We start from the raw sequence: 351 nt of genomic DNA, 5'->3' as shown, positions 1-351 counted from the left end.
ATCCCCGTCTAAGGTGATTGCTGTGAAGGTTCCGTCGGGAAATTCGGTTTTTATCAGCCTTCCCAGGTCGTCGTAGGTATACCTGGTTGTGTTGTTTAAGGGATCGGTTACTGAGGTCAGGTCGCCCATGCTGTTGTAGGTGAAGCCGGTGGTGTTGTTCAGGGCGTCTTTTAAGGTTGTCAGGTTGCCGAAGGTGTCATAGCCATAGGCGGTTACTCCCAGGTTTTGATCCGTTTGTTTTGTGCGCCTGCCCAAGGTGTCGTTTTGGTAGGTTATGGTATGGTTCATGGGGTCGGTTTCACCGGTCAGGTTTCCCGCCGTGTCGTAGGCATAGCCGGTAATCCCGCCGTC

Annotated in this window: 1 protein-coding gene; it reads right to left on the bottom strand. The window is 53.0% G+C overall.

Annotated features, from left to right (window positions below; all coding sequences use genetic code 11):
• Nucleotides 1-351, bottom strand: a 351-nt coding sequence (locus DCCM_RS04570) for an RHS repeat protein (protein WP_165792015.1), incomplete at both ends; no start/stop codon positions are given.

This window comes from Desulfocucumis palustris (assembly GCF_002933875.1).
Taxonomy (GTDB): domain Bacteria; phylum Bacillota; class Desulfotomaculia; order Desulfotomaculales; family Desulfocucumaceae; genus Desulfocucumis; species Desulfocucumis palustris.
The sequence above is the reverse complement of the archived record's forward strand: the minus strand, read 5'-3'. Positions and strand labels throughout refer to the sequence as shown.